The sequence below is a fragment of the Mycolicibacterium sphagni genome, from assembly GCF_002250655.1.
Taxonomy (GTDB): Bacteria; Actinomycetota; Actinomycetes; order Mycobacteriales; family Mycobacteriaceae; genus Mycobacterium; species Mycobacterium sphagni.
Window position 1 is genome coordinate 148,729 of the sequence record NZ_NOZR01000006.1, and the last position, 15,484, is coordinate 164,212.

The 15,484-nt window shown below is 66.0% G+C and carries 14 protein-coding genes; 3 read left to right on the top strand and 11 right to left on the bottom strand.

Annotated elements, in window-relative coordinates:
- Positions 1 to 189: 189 nt before the first annotated feature.
- Entirely contained in the window at positions 190 to 1,086 is an 897-nt protein-coding gene (locus tag CG716_RS09250; protein ID WP_094478704.1) for a DUF4436 domain-containing protein, read from the bottom strand.
- Between the two features lie 51 nt (positions 1,087 to 1,137).
- On the bottom strand, positions 1,138 to 2,595 hold the full coding sequence (locus tag CG716_RS09255; protein WP_094478706.1) for an HNH endonuclease signature motif containing protein: 1,458 nt from the start codon (positions 2,593 to 2,595) through the stop codon (positions 1,138 to 1,140).
- Positions 2,596 to 2,691: 96 nt separating this feature from the next.
- Between CG716_RS09255 and CG716_RS09260 the strand changes: the two genes are divergently transcribed.
- The gene (locus CG716_RS09260; protein ID WP_094478708.1) at positions 2,692 to 3,147 is read left to right on the top strand and encodes a pyridoxamine 5'-phosphate oxidase family protein; all 456 of its coding nucleotides are present in this window, start codon (positions 2,692 to 2,694) and stop codon (positions 3,145 to 3,147) included.
- Positions 3,148 to 3,149: 2 nt separating this feature from the next.
- Here the strand turns inward: CG716_RS09260 and CG716_RS09265 are convergent, their stop codons facing one another.
- From CG716_RS09265 to CG716_RS09275, 3 genes are read right to left on the bottom strand one after another with little or no spacing between them, the layout of a single operon-like run.
- A complete protein-coding gene (locus CG716_RS09265) occupies positions 3,150 to 3,971 on the bottom strand; it encodes an LLM class F420-dependent oxidoreductase (protein WP_094478710.1) in 822 nt (273 codons plus the stop codon).
- Positions 3,972 to 4,010: 39 nt separating this feature from the next.
- Entirely contained in the window at positions 4,011 to 4,838 is an 828-nt protein-coding gene (locus tag CG716_RS09270; RefSeq protein WP_094478712.1) for a dienelactone hydrolase family protein, read from the bottom strand.
- Positions 4,839 to 4,851: 13 nt separating this feature from the next.
- Positions 4,852 to 5,487: a DUF4245 domain-containing protein gene (locus CG716_RS09275; protein ID WP_420093181.1), complete on the bottom strand. Its 636-nt coding sequence runs from the start codon at positions 5,485 to 5,487 to the stop codon at positions 4,852 to 4,854.
- A 91-nt stretch (positions 5,488 to 5,578) separates the two neighbouring features.
- Between CG716_RS09275 and glpX the strand changes: the two genes are divergently transcribed.
- Together glpX and CG716_RS09285 are read left to right on the top strand one after the other, a co-directional pair.
- Entirely contained in the window at positions 5,579 to 6,610 is a 1,032-nt protein-coding gene (gene glpX / locus CG716_RS09280) for a class II fructose-bisphosphatase (protein ID WP_094478716.1), read from the top strand.
- 18 nt (positions 6,611 to 6,628) lie between these two features.
- A complete protein-coding gene (locus CG716_RS09285) occupies positions 6,629 to 8,050 on the top strand; it encodes a class II fumarate hydratase (protein ID WP_094478718.1) in 1,422 nt (473 codons plus the stop codon).
- A gap of 29 nt (positions 8,051 to 8,079) precedes the next feature.
- On the opposite strand, the gene CG716_RS09290 is transcribed toward CG716_RS09285, so the two are convergent.
- From CG716_RS09290 to CG716_RS09315, 6 genes are all read right to left on the bottom strand, one after another.
- Complete coding sequence (locus CG716_RS09290; protein ID WP_207760613.1) at positions 8,080 to 9,438, bottom strand: MFS transporter; 1,359 nt, start codon at positions 9,436 to 9,438, stop codon at positions 8,080 to 8,082.
- An 8-nt stretch (positions 9,439 to 9,446) separates the two neighbouring features.
- Entirely contained in the window at positions 9,447 to 10,655 is a 1,209-nt protein-coding gene (locus CG716_RS09295; protein WP_094478720.1) for a cation:proton antiporter, read from the bottom strand.
- A gap of 13 nt (positions 10,656 to 10,668) precedes the next feature.
- Positions 10,669 to 11,550 (bottom strand): polysaccharide deacetylase family protein, encoded by an 882-nt coding sequence (locus tag CG716_RS09300; protein WP_094478722.1) that lies wholly within the window; start codon positions 11,548 to 11,550, stop codon positions 10,669 to 10,671.
- Positions 11,551 to 11,601: 51 nt separating this feature from the next.
- The gene (locus CG716_RS09305; protein WP_094478724.1) at positions 11,602 to 12,921 is read right to left on the bottom strand and encodes an RNA 5'-3' helicase PhoH2; all 1,320 of its coding nucleotides are present in this window, start codon (positions 12,919 to 12,921) and stop codon (positions 11,602 to 11,604) included.
- A gap of 188 nt (positions 12,922 to 13,109) precedes the next feature.
- Positions 13,110 to 13,934 carry an acyl-ACP desaturase gene (locus CG716_RS09310; protein ID WP_094478726.1) on the bottom strand — a complete coding sequence of 275 codons (825 nt, stop codon included), beginning with the start codon at positions 13,932 to 13,934 and terminating at the stop codon, positions 13,110 to 13,112.
- 61 nt (positions 13,935 to 13,995) lie between these two features.
- A complete protein-coding gene (locus CG716_RS09315; protein WP_094478728.1) occupies positions 13,996 to 15,474 on the bottom strand; it encodes a glycine hydroxymethyltransferase in 1,479 nt (492 codons plus the stop codon).
- Positions 15,475 to 15,484: the final 10 nt, after the last annotated feature.

A 15,484-nucleotide genomic window follows, 5' to 3' on the forward strand; every position in this document is an offset into this window, starting at 1 on the left:
CTCAAGCTTCGCAGCGGACGGCGAAACTCATCCCGGACAAGTTGACATCCTCAACTGGATTAGACGCTACACCCGATCCGCGGAAATGGGCGGCCGAGCTGGAGGTTCATGTGGCCGGCTGCCACGCTGAGACCAGCACCGGACATGAGAAACCTAGGTCTGTCGCGGTGCGAGCGAGCCGGGGTCGGGCTAGTCGACCTGGTTGTACCAGGAGATGACGACCATCACCATCGCGGCGACCAGGGCGATGATCACCCACAGCACCAGGCCCATGTCGATCCATGCACCCGGCGGCGGTGCGCCGGGCAGGATATTTCGCAGCGGCACGATAGCGAACAGCATTGCGGCATACCAGGTTGCGAACGGCATCTGGAATTGCTTGCGCCGGGTGATCACCAGCACCGAGGTGAAGATCGCGATCGTGGGGAGTGTCAGGAGAACGACGACGATGCCGAGGTCGAACGCCAGCGGGCCGAGCGCACGACTGAAGGTGACCTCTGTGGCGTCGCCGTCACCCTTGGCCGCCGGCGCAGGGGCCACCTGCTCGCTGGACAAGTCCCAGCCCTGCAGGGCGCCCGCGATCTGAACCTTGGCCGGCACGATCTTGCGGTCCTCACCCTCACCGACCAGCAGGTCGGCGCTGATGCCTTGGGTCTCGTAGCGATCGAACGGCCAGGTGTTCACATCGCCGTCGACGTCGATGGTCGTGGTCACCTCAGCCGGTGCCGCACCTGCCGGGAACTTCAAGTCTCCCAGAGAGTTCCACGGGTGCAACCGCACCGCAATGTCTTCCTTGAGAGTGTCGAGCTTGTCGTCCAGCAACGAATCAGCCGGTATGACAAGCACTTTTGCGTCGGCCTTGTAGTCAACGGTCCGCAAAGCCTGCAGCGTGATCAGGACCGTGGTCTCCGATCCATTGCCTTCACCCGATGCTTCGAGTTCTTTGGCGGAACCGGAAAGCCACCAGTAACCGAACAACGTCACGATGTAGGCCAGCAGCACCACCAGCACGGCGAGGATCGCGATGGTCTTGCCGCGCTTGGCGTTGGGTGCCGTGGTCTCCGGCCCCGCGGGGGTGGTGGTCACGCACGGATAATAACTGGGCCAGACCAAATTGACAGGCTTTTACCAGGTTCGCTAGAACGGCGGAGGGTCGCCGTCGTCAGCCCTGGGCGGTGCGGGACCAAACAGTGCACCATGACGAGCCCTTCGGCCCGCACGATTGCGCCTGCGTTCTGCGGCGATGCCGTTTACTCGGTTCTGAGCCCGGGTGTTCTTGCGGAGGGGCATCAGGACAGTGCGATCGCCTTCCGCCTCGACGGGCCGCGCCTCCGGAGCAGGCGTGGGGGCCATCAGAATCGGGAAGAACAGTGCGCTGCCCGGTGTGGTCACATACGTTTGCTGGCCGGGCAGTGTCCAGATGACCGTGCCGTCGGCCAATTGTTTATCGCGCCAACCCCAGAACGTTTTGAGGATGTGGTGTTGGCGGCACAGGCATTTGATATTGCCCGCGTGCGTAGAGCCGTACGGGAACGGAATCGTATGGTCCAGATCGCACTGCGTGGCGGGCTTGTCGCAGCCCGGGGCCCGGCACGTGAGATCGCGTGCGCGCACAAAATCCGACAATGCACGCGAGGGGCGGTAGCCGGCTTCCGGCGGCAGGTCGATGGGGTGAATCAGCGGGCTGAGCCTGGCCGTCTTGGCCAGTTCGAGCAACAGCATGCCAGGAATCACTGTGTTGGCGCCCAAGACGTAGGCCGGTTTGTCGCAGCGTCCCTGCAGGGTGGCCTCATCGGCGACGACGTGGATGACAACCGAGCCGGGCGCGGGCTTCTCCGCCGCACGGCATCCCGATTCGCCACACTGGCAGGCCAGTCGATCGGCACCGCCGGCGACCGCACCAAGAGCATCGGCGCGACGCTGGGCCATGGTGCGCGGATCCCCCTCGCACACTGACCGGGCCAGCGCATCGAGCCGTTGATCCACGACTTGGGCGTCGGCAGACAACAACCGTCCGTATATCTCGGTGCAACCCCGGTCATCATCCCCAAACATGATCTCGCGGTCGGCAACTCGCTCGCGGACCCGCCGCACAGCGTCGGGATCGTGCTCGATGACAATGCGATCGATCTCGGAATTCAGCCGACCGCGCGTCATCGATGGCCAGCGCGCCGCCTTCTCAGCCAGCATGCGGTCCACCTCGGCCAAGATGGCGTTATCGGTGATGAGGGCGGTCCGGAAGACGATCGTCTGGAACATCTGTGCGTCGATGTCGCCGGCAATGAAGATGGCGGCGACCGCCGGTCGCGTCTTCATAGCCAGTCCGTAGTCCATGAGGTGGCCCGCTTTGGCCAGGCTCACCCGCAGCCGAGCGGCCACCTCCGCACCGACCGCGGCCCAGGTGTCTACTGCCCAGTCCTCCCGCTCGCCTCGTTCCCTGCGCCGCAGTTCGAACAACTCCGCGATTGACGCCAGCCGGCGGGCGACAATCTGATTCTCGGCGCGAGTGGAAGCACCGATGCTGGTCAGCAATGCGCGCGACTCGGCAGTGTCGGACGGCTCCCAATAGTCGTGCAACTGGCTCGTCCCGAACATACGTTCGATATTGCCAGAACGGTCCGACGAGGCAAACGCTTAAGCTGCCGCCATGTTCTCCGAAACGCGTTATGCCCGCTTGCTGGCGGTCACATCATGACGACGTGGCGGGATGTCGAGGCCGCGGTGCCCGAATTCGCCGAGCGGGTGCAGGCGTTGTTCGACGCACACAAGCACAAGACCATCGCCACGCTTCGCGCCGACGGCTCCCCACGCATCTCCGGCATCGAGGTGACGTTCGACGACGGCGAGCTCACCTTCGGCTCAATGCCGAACGCCCGCAAGGGCTGCGACCTCCGTCGCGATCCGCGCTTCGCCCTGCACAGCGCGACGGTAGACCCGGTCGAGGGCGCCGAAGCCGACTGGCCCGGTGAGGCGAAAATCGCCGGGCGGGCAATCCCTTCCGGCGCGATCACCGATGGACCGGACGGCGAACTCTTCCGCACCGAGATCGCCGAAGTCGTGCTCACTCACCTCAACGACGCGGCCACCCTGCTGGTCATCCAGTGGTGGACGCCCACCCACGGGCTGCGCACAGTCGAACGCGAATAGCGCTATGACGACGACTTCGCGTCCCGCCAGGTCAACAGCTTCTCGACCACGCTGAAGTCGTATTTGCCGTTCTCCGCGCGCATCTCGGTGTGGAACAGCGTGGCTCCCGCGGCCAGGTAGGCATCCGCGGATGTGGGATCGGTCCACAGTGTGGAGCGCTCGATATCGGAGTCCGCGCGTCCGAACCCAGCGGCCAGTTCGGCGACGCGGGCACTGGCCTCGCGGTAGGCATCGATCGGCAGGAAGGTGTGCCAGATATCGGCATGGCGCGCCACGGCGGGCAGGGTGCGCTTGGGGCCGGAGCCCCCGATCAGAATCGGGATCTTTCGCAATGGCGCGGGCTGCAGCAGCTCGAAGCGGCGCTCGATACGCAGCAACCCCTCGTCGAACAGATCAGCGCGCGACTTCACCGTGCCGTAGTCGAATCCGTAAGTGGTGTAGTCCTTTTCATACCAGCCCGCGCCGACACCCAGAATGGCCCGGCCGCCGCTGATGTGATCGACGGTGCGCGCCATGTCGGCGAGCAAGTCGGGATTGCGGTATCCGATGCCGGCCACCAGCAGGCCGATCTCGGCGCGCGTGGTGATCTCGCCCCAGGTCGCCAGTGCGGTCCAGCCTTCGAAGTTGTTCACATCCGGCTGGATCTCGGCGAGCACCGGTTTGGCGTCGACGATGGACTCGATGAACGGCGCATGGAAATGGTCGTAGCCGAAGATGACGTCCACCCCGATCTCCTCAGCGTGCAGGACAGCCTGTCGCCACGTGGCGTAATCGGGGGTGTCAGCGGGTTGGATCTGGACGGCGATGCGGACGGGATAGGTCATCCAACGGGCAAGCACCGCTCATCGCGATTTATTCCGGGGCTACGAGAGCCGTTCCTTGAGGAACTGCACCACTCGCTTGCGCGCCTCGTACGCCGGCTGGTTCTCCACCTCGCGGACCTCGAGCGTCAGCACCGAATGCGCCATCCGGCCGAAACCGTCGGGATTGCCCTTCGACGAGTCCAGCTCGATCACTTCGAAGGCGTCGCCCAGCCGGTCCTTGAGCGTCTTGAACCGCTCGGCCGGCGACATCGGATCGCCGCTGAACCGCAGCGCCAGTGCGCACAGCCCGTCCTCGGCTACCCGCTTCTCGATGACCTTCAGCTCACCTTCGGACAGGCCGGGGTCGCGCTTCTGCTTGGCGGTCAGCGCGATAGGCACCGACGGCTGACTGAGCACCGGGGCCAGCACGCTGTCGTCGACGGCAGCCGCCAGCGCGAAGCCACCGGAGAAGCACTGCCCGATCACCCCGACGCCCTTGCTGCCGGTCTTCTCCTTCAGGTCACGTGCCAGTGCCCGCAGGTAGTGCGACACCGGCCTTTCCTTGTTGGTCGCGAACGCCGCGAACTCCTTGGCCACGCAACCCCGCGCCAGCGACACCATCGCACCGGGAGACATCGCAGGGGCACCCGGCGTTCCGTACAGCGACGGAATGGCCACCGTAAAGCCATTGTCCACCAAGTAGTTCCCCAAACCGAGGACGCCGGGATGCACTCCGGGCATCTCCGGTATCAGCACCACGCCAGGCCCGTCGCCCTTGCGATAGACGTCATGGGTGAAACCGGCTGCCGAGAACGGCTCCGAGATCCATCCGGTCAGGTCGGCGGTTGGAGCCGCCTGGCCGGGGACATTGGATTCAGCTCCGGACATTGACGTCTCCTCTTCAGCCAGGCGGCAACGGTTTCTGAGTCTGTGTGCCAACGGCGAGAGTACGGAAGTCGCTACCTTTGCCGGCGCCGGTGATCGCGACCTGAGCGGGTCCGGCCGCGCTGTCCAAGCGCGTAGTCCACACCGGTTCGGTGCCGTCGCCACCCTCGTAGACGATCCACTTCACCCCGTCGACCTCCTGCGCGCCGGTGGGATACATCGACTGGTGGATCGAGCTCACCAACGCCTGCTCGTCGGCGTTGCTCTGGGTCAGGCTCACATACATCTTCGACGCGGCGATATAGCCGACGGTCGAGGTGACGGCGCGCTGATGCTGTCCGGTCACGGGGTCGGTGCGTCCGTCGCCGATGCTGCCGCGGCTGCCCGAGTTGGCCCGCCAGCCGGCGGGGAGCTGTGGGAGCCGGATCGGAATGCCCAGCGTCTCGGCATCGGCCTTCAAAGCGGCCGGGGCGTCATAGGGTGGCGCCACGCCGTCGCGCGGCCCGTTCGGCCGCACCGAACACATCCCCACCAGCCCGGCAAGCGCGATGCAGGCCACGATCAACGGGGCCAGCGACCAGAACATGTCGCGACCGTCCTGGAGCAGCCTCGGCTTGGGCTCCCTGGGAGGTGCCCCCGCCTCCGGGGGGATCGGAGCCGCTGGGCCGGCGGCATTGGGCGGGGTCACGCCAGCCAGTATCCCAGGTCTAGACGACTCACCGGCTTCTGGGACAATCTCAGCCATGCCAGAAGCCCGCCGTCGTGAAGCGCCCGATCGCAACCTCGCCCTTGAATTGGTTCGGGTCACCGAAGCCGGCGCCATGGCGGCGGGGCGCTGGGTCGGTCGTGGCGACAAGGAGGGCGGCGACGGTGCGGCCGTCGATGCCATGCGCGAGCTGGTCAACTCGGTCTCGATGCGCGGTGTCGTGGTCATCGGCGAGGGCGAGAAGGACAACGCGCCGATGCTCTACAACGGCGAAGAGGTAGGCAACGGCGACGGCCCCGACTGCGACTTCGCCGTCGACCCGGTCGACGGCACCACCCTGATGAGCAAGGGCATGCCCAACGCCATCTCGGTACTCGCGGTCGCCGAACGTGGCGCCATGTTCGACCCGTCGGCGGTGTTCTACATGAACAAGATCGCCGGCGGCCCCGACGTCGCCGATTTCATCGACATCACCTCACCGATCGCGGCCAATATCCAGCGCATCGCCAAGGTCCGCAAAGCGTCGGTCTCCGACATCACCGTCTGCATCCTGGACCGTCCCCGGCACACCAAGCTGATGGCTGAGGTCCGCGAAGCCGGCGCCCGTATCCGGCTGATCTCCGACGGCGACGTCGCCGGCGCGATCTCGGCCTGCCGGCCCGAGTCCGGCACCGACCTGCTGGCCGGCATCGGCGGCACTCCGGAAGGCATCATCACCGCAGCCGCCATCCGCTGCATGGGCGGCGAGATCCAGGCGCAATTGGCGCCGACCGACGACGACGAGAGGCAGAAGGCCATCGACCGTGGCCACGACCTGGACCGGGTGCTGACCACCAGGGATCTCGTCGCCGGAGAGAACGTCTTCTTCTGCGCCACCGGCGTCACCGATGGCGACCTGCTCAAGGGCGTTCGCTACTTCGGCGGCGGCTGCACCACGCAGTCGATCGTCATGCGCTCGAAGTCCGGCACCGTCCGGATGATCGATGCCTATCACCGGCTTTCGAAACTGAACGAATATTCCGCGGTGGACTTCACCGGGGACAAGACCGCTGCATATCCACTTCCGTAACCGACAAAAAGGGAACACATGAGCACCGACAGTGTGGTCGAGGGCGAATACCGCATCGAGCACGACACCATGGGCGAGGTCCGAGTTCCGATCAACGCCCTGTGGCGTGCCCAGACCCAACGTGCCGTCGAGAACTTTCCGATCTCGTTCCGCGGCCTCGAGCGCACCCAGATCCGTGCGCTGGGGCTGCTGAAAGCGGCTTGCGCACAGGTGAACAAGGACCTCGGCAAGCTCTCCGCGGAGAAGGCCGACGCCATCATCGCCGCCGCCGGGGAGATCGCCGACGGGCTGCACGACGAGCAGTTCCCCATCGATGTGTTCCAGACCGGTTCGGGCACCAGCTCCAACATGAACGCCAACGAGGTGATCGCCTCCATCTGTGAGGCCAACGGCGTGACGGTGCACCCCAACGACGACGTCAACATGTCACAGTCCTCCAATGACACCTTCCCCACCGCCACGCACATCGCGGCGACGGAAGCGGCTGTGCGCCATCTGATTCCGGCGCTCGAGGTGCTGCACGAGTCGCTGGCCAACAAGGCCCGGCAGTGGCGCACGGTCGTCAAGAGCGGGCGCACCCACCTGATGGACGCCGTGCCGGTCACCCTCGGCCAGGAATTCGGCGGCTACGCCCGCCAGGTCGAGGCCGGCATCGAACGCGTGAAGGCCACCCTGCCCCGCCTCGGCGAGCTGGCCATCGGCGGCACCGCTGTCGGCACCGGCCTCAACGCCCCCGACGGCTTCGGCGCCAAGGTCGTCGACGTGCTCGTCGCGCAGACTGGCCTGGCCGAATTGCGCACGGCGAAGAACTCTTTCGAGGCTCAGGCGGCCCGCGACGGGCTGGTCGAGGCCTCCGGCGCGCTCAAGACCATCGCGGCGTCGTTCACCAAGATCGCCAACGACATCCGCTGGATGGGCTCAGGCCCGCTCACCGGTCTGGGCGAGCTGCAGCTCCCCGACCTGCAGCCGGGCAGCTCGATCATGCCGGGCAAGGTCAACCCCGTGATCCCCGAGGCCGTCACCCAGGTGGCCGCCCAAGTCATCGGTAACGATGCCGCCATCACCGTCGGCGGCCTGTCGGGCGCGTTCGAGCTGAACGTCTATATCCCGATGATGGCGCGCAACCTGCTCGAGTCGTTCACGCTGCTGTCCAACGTGTCGAAGTTGTTCGCCACCAAGTGCATCGACGGCCTGATCGCCAACGAAGAGCACCTGCGCGAGCTGGCCGAGTCCTCCCCCTCGATCGTCACGCCGCTGAACTCGGCGATCGGCTACGAAGAGGCCGCCAAGGTCGCCAAGCAGGCTCTCAAGGAGAAGAAGACGATCCGGCAGACGGTCATCGACCGCGGCCTGATCGGCGACAAGCTCTCCGAAGAGGAACTCGACAAGCGCCTCGACGTGCTGGCGATGGCAAAAGTCGTCGATGAGCGCTTGCGCTAAGAGCATTAGCAAAAACGGGGACTGACCCCTCACACCGGGTTGATCTCGTCGAGGCTACGGCCGGTGGTCTTAGGCCCAAGTGGTAACACAACGGCGATCACCAACGTCAGCGCGACGAGGACGACACCGAACATCACTGTGGCGCCATACATGTCGAGCACAGGAATCAGGACGAACGGCAGCACCGCGCTCGAAAGCCGCGACACCGAGTAGGTCCAGCCCACCGCTGTCGCGCGCACGTCACTGGGAAAAATCTCGGCCTGGTAAACGTGATAGAAGTTCGAGAACACGTTGCTGGCCGCGGTCGTGAGGAACCCGAACAGGACAATGAGGGCGGGATAGCTGACGACGGCGAACACGATGCCGCACAACGCCATTGCCGCCACACTGGCCACAACCAGGTACTTGCGTTCGAACAGCTTCAGTAGCGGGATCGACAACGCTGAGCCGATCGGGTAGCCCAAGAACGACAGCGCGGTGAACAGCAGCGACGATGTCACGTCGTAGCCGCGGCTGACCAAGACCAGTCCCGCAAGTGTGCCAAACCCGTAGTAGCCGAACGGCTGGAACAGATGGAACACCGCCAGCATTGCCAGTCGCCCTCGGTAAGGCCGTTGACTAAGCCGTGCAAACGGATTCGTGGGCTTGGCGGGGGCAGACACCGGTCGGACGCCGATGTCCGCCACCTCATGGATATCAGCGCCTTCGAAACGACGCAGCGCGGCCTGTGCCTCCTCAAGGCGTCCGACGCGGGCCAGCCAGCGCGGCGACTCGGGCAACGCGCGGCGCATCTGCATTACCAACAGCGCTCCGGCGGCGCCGATAACGAGCAGCAGGCGCCATCCCTCGACTCCGAACACACTGCGTCCGGTCAAGCCCAGCGAGGCGAAGCCCAGCGCTGGAACCGCCAGGAAGGAACAGGTGTATGCCCAGGCCGCCAACCGGCCGCGGTGCGCCTTGGGTAGCACGTCGGATAGATACGAGTCGGCCACCGGGTACTCCGCGCCGATGCCGACACCGGCCATGAAACGGGCGGCGACCAATATCGCCGGATTCGGAGCCAATGCGCCCACAAGGCTCCAGACCGAGAACCAAACCAGATTTACCAGGAACGCCCGACGGCGCCCGATTCGGTCGGCCATCCGGCCGAAAATCGCGGCGCCAAAGAACATTCCGACGAACGATGAAGCCATCAGCAGCTGGAGGGTGGTGCCGCCAAGTCCGTACTGGGTCTTCAGCGCGGTGGAGATCGTGCTCGACAGGAAGATCTCGTACACCTCGAAAAAGAGGCCCAGACCGACAGCGATCACCACCCGGCGGTGCATCGGTCCGACCGGCAGGTTGTCCAGCCGGTCATCGAGAGTCCCTGGCCCCTGGATGGAAGTCATGACTGCACTCAGCCTGCCGAGGCGGTCCCCGGCCGGGCGAACCGGCCTATTCCCAGCGGCGCGGTGACGCTGTGCAACACCAGGCTCAGCGTCACCGCGATCACGCCGGCCTGCGCGAGCAGGCCGGCATGCCCGATGTCGCCGCGCTCGATCACCAGTAGCCCGAGCACCACGGTGCCGATCCCCCGTGGTCCGAACCAGCCGACGAACAGCCGACTGTAGCCGGGCAGGTCGGTGCGGATCAACGCCACCAGCACCGCGACGATGCGCACCCCGAACAGGGCCACCACACAGAACACCACCACCTGCCAGGTGGCGTGCCGCCAGGCGTCGATCACCGCGAACGCGCCGAACATCGCGAACACCAACAACTCCAGCAGCTGGCCGGCAGCATCCGAAACCTGCGTCGACAGTTGGGTATTGGTGCGCCGGGACACCACCGCAAACGCCAGACCGCCGGTGAACGCGGCGACGAACCCGCTGGCGTGCACCCGTTCACCGAACTCGAAGCAGATCAACGCAACCGCCAACGTGGCCAGCTGAGCCCAGGTGTCGCTCATCCAGCCCCGCCGTCGCGACCACGCGATCAACACCGCACCGAGCAGACCGACCACCGCACCGATGACCAACGAGAACAACTCGGTGCGCACCACGAACCAGCTCCAGTCGCGGGGGTGCTGATCGGTGTGCGCCGAGGCAAGCGCGAGCGCAGCCAGCAGCACCGCCAGCGCAAAGCCGTCGTAGAAGCCACTTTCCACCGACAGCGCGTGGCGCACCCGATCGGGAATCCGGTGGTCTTCGAGTAGCGCATCGATGAGCGCGACTTCGGTGGGAGCCACGATCGCGGCCAAACACACTGCCTCCCACCATGGCAACACCGGCAGCAGCACTGCGGCGGTCAGCGTACCCAGGACGATGGTGAGCGGTATCCCGATGACCAGCAGCCGGAAGGTGACGTGCCCGCGCTGCAGCACCTTGCCGGGATCGAGCTTGGCCGCCTGGTTGAACAGGATCACGGTGAGCGCCAGCTGGGCCAGGACGGTGTAGCCGCTGGTGCCAGGACCGGCATCGAGCAGGTTGAAACCGAACGGCCCGAACATCATTCCCAGTCCGACGAAGATCAGCGCGGGCGCGACGTACCAGCGATTCACCACGCCCGAGACCACGGCATAGCCCAGGACCATCAGCGTCAGGACGAACGAGGTGACGGTGTGCACCTAGGCGCCGGCTCTAGGCGCCATTGTTGGAGCCGCCGGAATTGGCCCCGGGGATGTCGGTGATCGGAATGTTCGGCATCGGCGGCGGCGACGGTGTCGCCGGCAGGCTCGGGATGTCAGCGGCCGGAATGTCCTGCAGCAGGTTGGCCGGCGGGCCGTTGTCCCGCGAGCCGTACACACTGCCCGGCGCGCGCGGGCCGAGCATCTGGGTCACCGTCACCAGGTGGTAGCCGTTGGCCTTGAGCACCGGGATGAACTGCTCGACCAGGTCGACGGTGGACGAGTAGACGTCGTGGAAGAGCACCACTGAGTTCGGCTTGATCTGAGTCATCAGCATGTAGCGGGTGGCGGCGGTGTTCGAGTCGTTCATCCAGTCGAACGGGATCACATCCCACAGGATCGCGGCCAGCCCGTACTGGGCGGCGATCTTGTTCACGGCATCGTTGGTCAGGCCGCCGGCCGGCCGCCACAGCACGGGGGTCTGGCCGGTGGCCGCCTTGATCGCGTCGTTGGCCTTGCTGAACTGGGCCGGCACGTCCTCGATCGGGATCGTCGTCATGTTCGGGTGTTCCCAGGTATGGCTGCCGAGTTCCATACCCGCGTCGACCACCCGCTTGGCGCCGGCCGGGTTGGCGGCCACCTTGTTGCCGATCTCGAAGAACGTGGCCTTGGCGCCGGCGTCATTGAGGATGCCCAGCAGCCGATCGGTGTACGGCGACGGCCCGTCGTCGAACGTCAGCGCCACGCACTTGACCAACGAACAGTCGACTGCGTCGGCCTTGGCCACCTTGACGTGGCCGGTGAAACCGCCGATGACCACGACGGCCACCCCCGCACAGACGCCGATCACGGTCCGCAGATAGGACCAAGACAGGCTGTCGGGAGGGCGCCGCACTCGGCAGAGTTTACCGGCCGCAGCTGGCGGTCCCCTGACCGCGCGCGATCATCACGGCAGCGCGCCGGGGCTGATCTCCTCGAGCATCTCGGTGACCAGCGCGGCGATCGGCGAGCGTTCGCTGCGCATCAGCGTGATGTGGGCGAACAGCGGGTGGCCCTTGAGCTTTTCGATAACCGCTGCGACACCGTCGTGGCGTCCGACCCGAAGGTTGTCGCGCTGGGCGACGTCGTGGGTCAGCACCACCCGTGACCCGCTGCCCAGCCGCGACAGCACGGTCAGCAACACGTTGCGTTCCAGCGACTGCGCCTCGTCGACGATCACGAACGAGTCGTGCAGCGACCGGCCGCGGATGTGAGTCAGCGGCAGCACCTCGAGCATCCCGCGGGACAGCACCTCTTCCAGCACCGCCGGTGAGGCCAGGCCCTCCAAGGTGTCGAAGACGGCCTGCGCCCACGGGCCCATCTTGTCGCTCTCGCTGCCCGGCAGGTAGCCCAGATCCTGCCCGCCGACGGCGTAGAGCGGCCGGAACACCACGACCTTGCGCTGGGTGCGCCGTTCGAGCACCGCCTCGAGGCCGGCGCACAACGCCAGTGCCGATTTACCGGTGCCGGCCTTGCCGCCGAGCGAAACGATGCCCACCGATTCGTCTTGCAGAAGATCGAGTGCGACGCGTTGTTCGGCGGACCTTCCCCGGAGGCCGAACACTTCGCGGTCACCGCGGACCAGCTGAACCTTCTTGTCCGCGTTCACCCGGCCCAGCGCACTCGAGTTGGCGCCGAGCAGCCGAACACCGGTGTGGCACGGCAGGTTCCGAGCGTCGGCCAAGTCGATCTCACCGTCGGCGAAAATCGCGTCGACGTCCTCGCCGGCCACATCCAGCTCGGTCATTCCCGTCCAGCCGGAGGTGATCACGTCCTGGGCGTGATACTCGTCTGCCAGCAGGCCCACCGCGCCGGCCTTCACCCGCAGCGGAATATCCTTGCTGACCAACGTGACTCGCTTGCCTTCGGCTGCGAGGTTGGCGGCGACGGTCAGGATCCGCGCGTCATTGCTGTCGGTGCGAAATCCGGCCGGCAGCACCGTCGGGTCGCTGTGATTCAGCTCGACATTGAGCGTTCCGCCTTGTGTCCCAATGGGAATGGGTTGATCCAAGCGACCGTGTTCCAGGCGAAGATCGTCTAACAGCCGCAGCGCTTGTCGGGCGAACCAGCCCAACTCGTGGTGGTGGCGCTTGGCTTCCAGCTCACTGATGACCACGAGCGGTACCACCACTTCGTGTTCGGCGAACCGGGTGCACGCCCACGGATCGGACAGCAGGACAGAGGTGTCGAGCACATAAGTCCGAATGGGCGACGGCGAATCGGTCACTGGGCGCTCCTCAGGCTCACGCGGTCCCCGCGAACCCCTCGGCGGACACTGCGGCACCAGGACCGGGACCAGTCCTGTCGTAGTCGATACGAAAGGTGCCGCCCGGACAGCAGAGCATGTCGCTAGCCATCGAAAGGGACGCTACTCCGGTCGTCGCCTGCGCGCCGATCAGGCGCGCCGCGCTGATGTCAGCGAACGAATTTCTTGAGCACCGTTTCGTCGCCAAGGCCCCACGCCTTGATGCGATCGGAGACCACCCGCTGGGATGCGTCCAGGTCGAAAATCCCGGCCTGCGCGACGTTATGCAGCTTGTCGGCGTACTCGATGATGTCGCCGCCAACCACACCGAATCCGACTGCACGACGGTTGATCGAGTTGATCGTCGAGTCGCGATGAGTTTGCAGGCAGTGCGCGACGAGGTTGGCGAAGAACTCTTCGTGCCGCTCTTCGTCGGTGGCGATCCGGCCGACCAGACCCTTGAGCACCGGGTCGTCGATCTTGGCCTCGAGGTTCCGGGCGAACACCGCGTGCGCGCGTTCGTAGAGCGCCATGAACACCAGCGTCTCGATCTGGCTGAACTGGTTGGCCCGGTAGCCACGCATGACGTGCTGGACGCGGACGTCCTCGTTGGCGCTGGGGTCGAAGTTGCGGGTGACCACGAGGTAGTTCCGCAGCACGATCGCGTGCAGGTTCTCCTCAGCGGTCCAGCGGCCCAGCCAGCGGCCCCACTTGTCCTCCAAGATGAAGTGCTCGACGAGCTCGCGGTGATATCCCGCGAGGTTGTCCTTGGTGATCAGCAGGATCTCAAGGGCGTCGACGACGTCGGAGGGCAGGGTGACCTGCGACGGATCCCAGTCCGTGCCACCCAGAAAAGCGAAGTTCTCGCCCTGGTCGAACGGGACGTAGTCGTGGCCGTACCACTCGTCGGCGGTTTCCAGGTAGCGGGCCAGATTGTTGGCGACAACCGGCTCAAGCTCCAGGGTCAGCGCGTTCGCGACAGGTTTCTGTGCCATAAAGTAACCGTAACTCAACGACACGTATGTTTGAAAACTGCGCCGTTCGGCGTTTCGCGACCTAGAGAGTCAGGCCGGGATAGAGCGGGTTTGCCTCGAGCAGCTCGGCCGAAGCCGCACGCACGCGGTCCGCGGTGCCGTCGGCCAGCTTGTACTTGGCCTTGGAAGGTCCAGCCGTGCCATCCGCCGCTTGCGTGTTGGACAGCACGTCGACCACCAGCTCGGCGACGCGGTCGAACTCGGCCGGACCAAACCCGCGGGTGGTCAGCGCCGGGGTGCCGAACCGGATGCCGCTGGAGTACCAGGCGCCGTTGGGGTCGGCCGGGATCGAGTTGCGGTTGGTGACGACGCCGGCGTCCAGCAGTGCGGACTCGGCCTGGCGGCCGGTCAGCCCGAAGCTCTGCACGTCCAGCAGCACCAGGTGGTTGTCGGTGCCGCCGGTGACCAGCCGGGCTCCCCGCTTGAGCAACCCCTCGGCGAACGCCTTGGCGTTGTCGGCGACGCGCTGGGCATAGGCCTGGAACGACGGCTGCCGTGCCTCGGCGAGCGCCACGGCCTTGGCGGCCATGACGTGGGACAGCGGACCACCGAGCACCATCGGGCAGCCCTTGTCGACGGCCGGCGCGTACTCCTCGGTGGCCAGCACCAGGCCACCGCGCGGACCGCGCAGCGACTTGTGGGTAGTCGTGGTGGTGATGTGGGCGTGCGGCACCGGGTTCTCGTCGCCGGTGAACACCTTGCCGGCGACCAGGCCCGCGAAGTGGGCCATGTCGACCATCAGGGTGGCGCCGACCTCGTCGGCGATCTCGCGCATCGTGGCGAAGTTGACCCGCCGCGGGTAGGCCGAGTACCCGGCGACCAGGATCAACGGCTTGAACTCGCGGGCTGCCGAGCGGACGGCGTCATAGTCGATGAGACCGGTCTCAGGATCGGTGCCGTAGCTGCGCTGATGGAACATCTTGCCGGAGATGTTGGGCCGGAAGCCGTGGGTGAGGTGGCCGCCGGCGTCCAGCGACATGCCCAGCAGGCGCTGGCTGCCCAGCCGGGCGCGCAGCCGCTCCCACTCGGCCTCGGAGAGGTCGTTGACGTGCTTGACCCCGGTTTCGGCCAGGGCGGGCGCCTCGATCCGGGTGGCCAGGATGGCCCAGAACGCAACGAGGTTGGCATCGATGCCGGAGTGCGGCTGGGCGTAGGCGTAAGGGGCGCCGAACAGTTCGCGCGCGTGCTCAGTGGCCACGCTTTCCACGGTGTCGACGTTCTGGCAGCCCGCGTAGAAGCGGTGCCCGATGGTGCCCTCGGCGTACTTGTCGGACAGCCAGGTGCCCATGGTCAGCAGCACTGCCGGCGAGGCATAGTTCTCGCTGGCGATCAGTTTGAGCGAATCCCGTTGGTCGGCAAGCTCTTTACGGGTCGCATCGGCGATGCGAGGTTCCACGGACTCGATCACCTGAAGCGCTGCGCGGTAGGCCTCGCTGGCGGTGGCGGCGTACTCCGCGCCCGGGGCGGCGGCCGAGGTCGAAATGGTCGAGTCTGCGGTCATGGCCACAAGC